This window comes from Arthrobacter hankyongi, from assembly GCF_022012395.1.
Lineage (GTDB): Bacteria > Actinomycetota > Actinomycetes > Actinomycetales > Micrococcaceae > Crystallibacter > Crystallibacter hankyongi.
Map to the genome: position 1 here is coordinate 90,987 of NZ_JAKLTQ010000017.1, position 7,792 is coordinate 98,778.

Genomic DNA, 7,792 nt, shown 5'->3' on the forward strand with positions numbered 1-7,792 from the left:
CCGCGATGAGCCTGAACCGCCAGCTGATCGTCACCGGCTTCAGCGACCTGGAGAAGGCCGGACGCTTCCTGGCCGCACGTGAACTGGAGGGGATCGACCCGCAGCTGCTGCTGGACGGCTTCGCACTCTCGGCCGATCCGGACCTCGCCCTGCTGTCGCTGGTCCGGCTGTTGGCGCGCTCGCCGCAGCTGGCGGACCTGATCAACGGTGGCGAGCGCCGCAGCGAAGCGCTCTTCCGGCTGCTCGGCGCCTCCGAAGCGCTGGCCGACTTCCTGCTGCGCCGGCCCGAACAGCTGGACGTGCTGGAGGTGAAGGTCAGCCCGGAACCGCAAGGTGTGCCGGCGAGCAAGCTGCGCGGCAGCCTGCTCGCCGCCGTCGGTGCCGATCCGGAAGCGGCCCAGCCCATTGCCGCAGTCACCGGGATAGCGGCCTGCACCGCGCTGCGGGCCACCTACCGGCGGCACCTGACGGAGCTGGCCATCCGGGACCTGGGCGCTGCCTCACCGGAGGATTTTATGCCTACCGTGGGGCGGGAGCTGGCGGACCTGGCGTCGGCGGCGCTGGAGGCTGGGCTGGCGGTGTCCCGGGCCGAGCTGGCCGCGCGGTACCCGGCCGAGGAACTGTCCGCAGTGCGCCTGGCCGTGATCGGCATGGGCAAGTGCGGCGCCGCGGAACTGAACTATATCTCGGACGTGGACGTGGTCTACGTCTTCGCGGCGGACGGTCTGGACGAGGCCCGCGGTGCCGTCATCGCCGCGGCCCTGGCGGCCGGCATGACCCGCGCGATCAGCGCCCCGGGCCCGGAACCGGGACTTTGGGAAGTGGACGCCAACCTGCGTCCGGAGGGCAAGGACGGGCCGCTGGTACGCACCCTTGACTCGCACCTGACCTATTACCGGCGGTGGGCGCACAGCTGGGAATTCCAGGCGCTGCTCAAAGCCCGGGCCATTGCCGGCGATATGGAGCTCGGCCGGCAGTACGAGGCCGCGGTGGCGCCGCTGATCTGGTCCTCGTCGGAGCGCGAAGGCTTTGTCGAATCCGTCCAGGCCATGCGCGGCCGGGTGACCGAGAACATTCCGCTCAACGAGCGCGGCCGCCAGATCAAGCTCGGCCGCGGCGGCCTGCGGGACGTGGAATTCACCGTCCAGCTGCTCCAGCTGGTGCATGCCAAGGTGGACGAGACCCTGCGGCTGCGGGACACGACGTCGGCCATTGCCGCCCTCAGCGCGGCCGGCTACATCGGCCGGGCGGATGCCCGGGAACTGGATGCGGCCTACCGCTACCTGCGGGTTCTGGAGCACCGGATCCAGCTGGTCCGGCTCCGCCGTACGCACCTGATGCCGGAGTCCCCGGATGCCCAGCGTGCCCTGGCCAAGGCGTCGCTGGGGTCGTTGAGCACCCAGCGGCCTGCTCCGGAGGCCCTGCTGGAGACCTGGCACCAGACCAAGCGGCGCGTCCGGGCCCTGCACGAGAACATCTTCTACCGGCCCCTGTTGTCCACCACCGCCGGCCTGAGCGCGGACGAGGTGCGGCTGACCCCCGAGGCTGCCCAGGCCCGGCTCGCGGCCCTGGGCTACCTGGACCCGCGCGGCGCGATGCGCCATATCGAGGCCCTGACCGCCGGGATCAGCCGGCGCGCGCAGCTGCAGCGGCAGCTGCTGCCGGTGCTGCTGGAATGGATTGCCGACGGCGTGGATCCGGACGCCGGGCTGCTCGGCTTCCGCCGGCTCAGCGAGGCGCTGGGGGACTCACACTGGTACCTGGGCATGCTGCGGGACTCCAGCTCGGCCGCGGAGCGGCTCTGCCACGTGCTCTCCAGCAGCCGGTTCATCACCGACCTTCTAGAGGTCTCGCCCGAATCAGCGGCCTGGCTGGGCAATGACCGGGAGCTGGTGCCGATGGACTTCGGCACGCTGTGGCAGGAAATCCAGTACAAGATGTCCCGGCATCCGGAGCCCAAAGAAGCCATGCGCCTGATCCGGCTGATCCGCCGGCGCGAGATGCTGCGGGTGGCGGTCGCCGATTCTTCCGGGCTGCTGGACCAGACCCAGGTGGGCGTGGCGCTGTCCGACGCGGACCGTGCCACCATCCTGGGCGCCCTGCATGTGGCCGAGATGGAGGTAGCCGGACAGGAGGGTGCGCTCACCCGGATGCTGGTGGTGGCCATGGGCCGCCAGGGCGGACGCGAAATCGGCTACGGGTCCGACGCCGACGTGATGTACATCCACCGTCCGCTGCCCGGGGCCGACCCCGACGCGGCCCAGCAGCAGGCCCTGCGCATCGTTGGGCAGCTGTCGGCGCTGCTCCAGCAGCCGTGCAGCCCGCCGGTGCTGGCCGAACGGCCGCTGGAGATCGATGCTGCGCTGCGTCCGGAAGGAAAGAACGGGCCGATGGTGCGCACGCTGGACTCCTATCGGGAGTACTACCAGCGCTGGTCGCTGATCTGGGAGGCGCAGGCGCTGCTGCGCGCCCGGCCCATCGCCGGCGACGACGAACTGGCAGCCGACTTCCTGGCACTGGTGGATCCGATCCGCTATCCGGAGCGGATCGGTGCGGAGGATGTGCGTGAGATCCGCCGGATCAAGGCCCGGGTGGAATCCGAGCGCCTGCCCCGCGGCGCCGATCCGGCCCGGCACCTCAAGCTCGGCCGCGGCGCCCTCAGCGACGTGGAATGGCTGGTCCAGCTCCTGCAACTGCAGCATGCGGGCCGGCTGCCCGGGTTGCGCACCACCAATACGCTCGAGGCACTGGCCGCCGTCGAAGCCGCGGGTCTGCTGCCGGTGGATGATGTGCAGACGTTGCGGGAGAGCTGGTGCCTGGCCACCAGGATCCGCTCCGGGAACGTGGTCTCCAGCGGCAAGAGCTCGGACCTGTTGCCGTCCTCGCGCCGGGACCTTGAGGCCGTGGCGCGCTGGTGCGGGTATCCGCCCGGCCAAGCGGCCACCCTTGAGGAGGACTACCTGCGCGTGACCCGCCACGCGCGTGCCATCTTCACCCGGCACTTCTACGGCCAGAACGCCTGATTCCCGGCCGGGGCATTGCGGACCTGGCTCCATCGGTCCGGCTTGAAACACGCCACGGACTTCCCGGCCAAGGTATTGTGACGTGCGGAAGGCTGTGCTCCGGCGCAGACCGGCAGCGGAACCGGATTGGGAGGCGCTATGACGGACATTGACTTGGTGGCCCGGGAGCATCTGGGGGTGGCGCTGGAATCGCCGCACGGCCGCAGCGCCGTGATGGTGGCGCAGGATGGCCCGCTGCGCCAGACCATCATCGCGCTGAAGGCCGGCACAGCACTGGGGGAGCACAACGCGCCGCTGGCCGGCACCATCTACGTGCTGGAGGGAGCCATTTCGGTGGTGACAGCCTCGGGCCGGACATCGGTGAACGAGAACCAACTCACCCTGGTCCCGCGGGAGCGGCACTCGGTCGAGGCCGGCGAAGATTCCGTCCTGCTCCTCACCGTCGTTACTGAGACCTGACCTGCGCCCGCAGTAGCGCCGTCCGCCGCCGGGGCGTAGCGTGGCCGTTACCGATCATGCTGTCACCGGGGTGGAGGCGGAGAGATGGGACGCCGCGGATTGAGCATCCTGGCAGCCTGCGCGGCGCTGGCCGTGGGACTGTCTCCGGCTGCCGGCGCGCCGGCTGCCCCGTTCAGTTTCGCCGTGATCGGCGACATGCCCTACGGCCATCCGCAGCTGAGGGTGTTCCTCGAGCGCATCAGCCAAATCAATGCCGACCCGCAGGTGCAGCTGGCATCGCACCTGGGCGACATCAGCGTTCCGCTCAACTGCTCCGGGTCCTACTATGCCCGGATCAAATCCGGGTTCGACCAGTTCGCCGATCCTCTGGTCTATACGCCGGGGGACAATGAATGGGCCGACTGCCACCAGGCCCGGGTGGGTGCCGGAAACCCGCTGGACCGGCTGGCCGCCGTGCGCAGCGTCTTCTTTCCCCGGCCCGGCCGGACCCTGGGACGGAATCCCGCCGAGGTCACGCCCCAGCCCGGTTATCCGGAGAATGTGTTCTTCAGCCGTGCGGGCATCACCTTCGGGGCCGTGCATATGGTCGGCTCCAGCAACGATCTCAGGCCGTGGGTCGGCTTGGGGCAGCGGGCACCGACTGCCGCGCAGCGCGCGGAAGTGGCCGCTCGGACCACGGCCGGTATCGCCCTGGTCCGCAGCGTCTTTGCGCAGGCCAAAAACAGCAATTCGCGGGCCGTTGTGCTGCTGACCCAGGCAGACATGTTCAGTGGCAAGGGCGCGGCCTACCGGGCAGGCTACCAGCCGCTGGTGCGCGCCCTTGCCGCGGAGAGCGTGTCCTTCGGGCGGCCCGTCTACCTCTTCAACGGGGACTCGCACACCTTCCGCAGCGACAATCCGCTGGTCCTGCCCAAGTGGCTGGCCTTCTATGGGATCACCAAGGCCGTGCCGAACCTGTCCAGGGTCACGGTCCAGGGCGGGTCCTCGGTCAACGAGTGGCTCAGGGTCACGGTGGTCGACGAGGCCTCCGTCCTGCGGGTCGAACGCATCGCCTTCAGATGACGGCCCCTGCCCGCCGCAGCTGCCACCGGACAAAGAAAGGGCCGCTTTGGCGGCCAGGGCAGGTGCCCTGGCCGCCAAAGCGGACCCGTTGCGGCGGCCTAAGGCCGCTGCTTCCCGGCGTTGACCCTAGATGCCGTAGTAGAGCTCGAACTCGTAGGGGTTCGGGCGCAGCGACAGCGGGGCAATCTCGTATTCGCGCTTATAGGCGATCCAGGTGTCGATCAGGTCCTGGGTGAAGACGCCGCCGGCCTGCAGGAACTCGTTGTCCGCCTCCAGCGCGGCCAGGGCCTCCTCCAGGGAACCCGGGGCCTTCTGGATGTCCTTGGCCTCTTCGGCGGGCAGCTCGTAGAGGTCCTTGTCGATCGGGTCGGCTGGCTCGATCCGGTTCCGGATGCCGTCCAGGCCGGCCATCAGCTGGGCGGCGAAGGCCAGGTACGGGTTGGAGGAAGCGTCCGGAGCACGGAACTCGATGCGCTTGGCCTTCGGGTTGGAGCCGGTGATCGGGATGCGGATGCCGGCCGAACGGTTGCCCTGCGAGTAGACCATGTTCACCGGGGCCTCGAAGCCCTTGACCAGGCGGCGGTAGGAGTTGACCGTCGGGTTGGTGAAGGCCAGGACGGCAGAGGCGTGCTTGAGCAGGCCGCCGATGTACCAGCGGGCGGTGTCGGACAGGCCGGCGTAGCCCTTCTCGTCGTAGAACAGCGGCTGGCCGCCCTGCCACAGGGACTGGTGGCAGTGCATGCCCGACCCGTTGTCGCCGAAGACCGGCTTGGGCATGAAGGTCGCGGACTTGCCCCAGGCATCGGCCACGTTCTTGACGATGTACTTGAACTTCAGCAGGTCGTCGGCGGCGTGCACCAGGGTGTCGAACTTGTAGTTGATCTCGGCCTGGCCGGGTGCGCCGACCTCGTGGTGGGAACGCTCGACTTCGAGGCCGACGGCGTCCAGTTCCACGCAGATCGCGTCGCGCAGGTCGGCCTGCTTGTCGGTCGGGGCCACCGGGAAGTAACCGCCCTTAACCGGGGTCTTGTAGCCCTGGTTGCCGCCTTCGTCCTTGCGCCCGGAGTTCCAGTGCGCCTCGATGGAGTCCACCGCGTAGAAGGAGTGCTGCGGGCTGGACTCGTAGCGGACGTCGTCGAAGATGAAGAACTCTGCCTCAGGAGCGAAGAAGGCGGTGTCGGCGATGCCGGTGGAGGCCAGATAGGCCTCCGCACGCTCGGCCACGCCGCGCGGGTCGCGGTGGTAGGGGTCGCCGGTGCGCGGGTTCACGATGGAGAAGTTCAGCGCCAGCGTCTTCTCGACGCGGAAGGGGTCGATGAATGCGGTCGTGACGTCCGGGATCAGCTGCATGTCGGATTCGGCGATGCCCTGGAAGCCGCGGATCGAGGAGCCGTCGAACAGTTGGCCGTTCACGAAGAAGTCGGCGTCGACCGTCTTGGCCGGCACATTGAAGTGCTGCTGCACGCCGGGCAGATCGGTGAACCGGATATCGACGAACTTAACGTCTTCGTCGGCGATGTACTTGAGGACTTCGTCCGCATTCTTGAACATCGAGTCATGCTCCTTACGCATTCAGGGGAATCCTGCCGGCCGCTATACAGGGCGGCAGCAACGGTGTCTAGGCTAGGTGGGCGGAATTTCCCGCGGGTGTCACTGTTGTTTCCGGCATGTTACAGAACGCCTCCAGCCTAGCGCTCCGCGGCATCTGACACGCGCGGGCGCGGGGGAGGGCATGCGGTGGATTGTGCGGGGCGCCGGTAATCTTGAGGGGTGGTTGACAGAAGAGATTTAGGATCCTGGCTCGAGGGGCCGCCCGTACAGCCCGGACAGTGGCCAGGCCGCAGGTTGGGGCTGCCGCAGGGCGGGTCGGGCTCCATTGCCCGGCCGGGCCGGCGCGTTGCGGCGCTGTGTATCGACTGGGGGATGAGCTACCTGATCGCCTTGTTGCTGGCGGGTGGCAATCAAGGCAATGAGTTCCTGATCCTGGCGGTATTCGCCGCCGAGCAGATCATGCTGGTCGGCACCTTGGGCTACAGTTTCGGACACCGGCTATTGGGGATCCATGTGCGCAAGCTCGACGGCGGAGCCCCGGGACCGCTGGCCGCGATCGTCAGGACCCTGCTGCTGTGCCTGGTTGTGCCGGCCCTGGTCTTCGATCCTGATCAGCGCGGCCTGCATGACCGGGCCATGGGCACCGTTCTGGTACGTAACTAGACACCGGCCCCGGACAAATACTCAGAGGGAAGGGGAGGGACCGCCTGGCGGTCCCTCCCCTTCCCTCTGGCCTGTAGGTGGCCACACTGTGCTCCTGCGGATCCTGCCGGACCGGGTCAGCGGCCCCGCATGGCGCGACGGTCCGGGCGGGCCTTGAACGGATCGACGCCCTTGGGGATCGGCAGCTTGTTGCTGCCCAAGGCCTGCAGACGCTTGTCCACGGCAGCGACTTCCTGCTTGGTTAGCTCGTTCTTGAGCTTTTGGACGGTCTTGGCGACCTTGCTCAGCTCGACCTGGCCTTCGCCGCGGCCGGTTTCGATCACATGGATCTTGACGTTGGGCAGGATGCGGTTCATTTTGCGCCGTTCGGCCTCCACCAGCTGCTTGACACGGTGCGAGGGGCCTTCGGTGACCAGTACCACCCCGGGCCGGCCGACAGCGCGGAAGACTGCGTCCTGGGTACGCGGGTTGACGGCCACCGGCTGCTCCTGCAGGATCCAGCCGCGGCGCAGCACGCTCAGCGCAGCCCCGGCGGCGCCGGGCTGGCCCTCGATCTGGGCGAAGGCGGCGCGTTCGGCGCGCCGGGAAAGGATGAAGGTGGCAGCCAGCAGGCCCAGCGGGATGGAGATGATCAGCAGCGTGACCCAGTTCTGGATCAGCAGGCCGATGACGAGGCAGACAATGACGATGGCCACGAAGGCCAGCAGCATGAGCCAGACCACGTTGGGATCATTGCGCCGGGTCATTTGGAAGACCTGGACGATCTGCTTCAGGCGTCCGGGTTGCTTGTTTGCCTTCGAGGGTTTGTCCGCTGCGGACTTGCGGGAAAAGAGTCCGCGCCGGCTGTTCGCAGAAGAGTTCGCAGGGGAATCGGTGCTATTGGCCATAATGGCTCAATTCTACCCCGTATGGCTCGGTGCTTTGAGTCTTTGGGGGCGTGGGAAATGGGCGGCCCGGGGTGGTGTCCGGGCCGCCCTGTGGCCGGTGCGGGGCGGGTCAGCGGGGGAGCAGGCTGGCTGCTTCCTGCCGGGTGC

General features: G+C 68.2%; 6 protein-coding genes. 4 read left to right on the forward strand and 2 right to left on the reverse strand.

Going from position 1 to position 7,792, the window contains the following annotated elements; genetic code table 11:
• The first annotated feature begins 5 nt into the window (after positions 1-5).
• From LVY72_RS18430 to LVY72_RS18440, 3 genes are all read left to right on the forward strand, one after another.
• A complete protein-coding gene (locus tag LVY72_RS18430; protein WP_237824438.1) occupies positions 6-3,023 on the forward strand; it encodes a bifunctional [glutamine synthetase] adenylyltransferase/[glutamine synthetase]-adenylyl-L-tyrosine phosphorylase in 3,018 nt (1,005 codons plus the stop codon).
• 138 nt (positions 3,024-3,161) lie between these two features.
• Positions 3,162-3,482, forward strand: a complete 321-nt coding sequence (locus LVY72_RS18435; RefSeq protein WP_237824440.1) for a cupin domain-containing protein — start codon at positions 3,162-3,164, stop codon at positions 3,480-3,482.
• A gap of 84 nt (positions 3,483-3,566) precedes the next feature.
• The gene (locus LVY72_RS18440; protein WP_237824448.1) at positions 3,567-4,544 is read left to right on the forward strand and encodes a hypothetical protein; all 978 of its coding nucleotides are present in this window, start codon (positions 3,567-3,569) and stop codon (positions 4,542-4,544) included.
• Between the two features lie 126 nt (positions 4,545-4,670).
• Here LVY72_RS18440 and glnA read toward each other — a convergent pair whose 3' ends face one another.
• Positions 4,671-6,095 carry a type I glutamate--ammonia ligase gene (glnA, locus tag LVY72_RS18445; protein ID WP_237824483.1) on the reverse strand — a complete coding sequence of 475 codons (1,425 nt, stop codon included), beginning with the start codon at positions 6,093-6,095 and terminating at the stop codon, positions 4,671-4,673.
• 219 nt (positions 6,096-6,314) lie between these two features.
• On the opposite strand from glnA, the gene LVY72_RS18450 reads away from it, so the two are divergent.
• Positions 6,315-6,758 (forward strand): RDD family protein, encoded by a 444-nt coding sequence (locus LVY72_RS18450; protein ID WP_237824450.1) that lies wholly within the window; start codon positions 6,315-6,317, stop codon positions 6,756-6,758.
• A 116-nt stretch (positions 6,759-6,874) separates the two neighbouring features.
• On the opposite strand, the gene LVY72_RS18455 is transcribed toward LVY72_RS18450, so the two are convergent.
• A complete protein-coding gene (locus LVY72_RS18455; RefSeq protein ID WP_237824459.1) occupies positions 6,875-7,645 on the reverse strand; it encodes a DUF4191 domain-containing protein in 771 nt (256 codons plus the stop codon).
• Positions 7,646-7,792 lie beyond the last annotated feature (147 nt).

Excerpts from the sequence above, each read along its gene's own strand:
- LVY72_RS18455 (WP_237824459.1), bottom strand. The coding sequence starts at position 7,645 with ATGGCCAATAGCACCGATTCCCCTGCGAACTCTTCTGCGAACAGCCGG.
- LVY72_RS18430 (WP_237824438.1), top strand. The coding sequence starts at position 6 with ATGAGCCTGAACCGCCAGCTGATCGTCACCGGCTTCAGCGACCTGGAG.
- LVY72_RS18440 (WP_237824448.1), top strand. The coding sequence starts at position 3,567 with ATGGGACGCCGCGGATTGAGCATCCTGGCAGCCTGCGCGGCGCTGGCC.
- LVY72_RS18435 (WP_237824440.1), top strand. The coding sequence starts at position 3,162 with ATGACGGACATTGACTTGGTGGCCCGGGAGCATCTGGGGGTGGCGCTG.
- glnA (WP_237824483.1), bottom strand. The coding sequence starts at position 6,095 with ATGTTCAAGAATGCGGACGAAGTCCTCAAGTACATCGCCGACGAAGAC.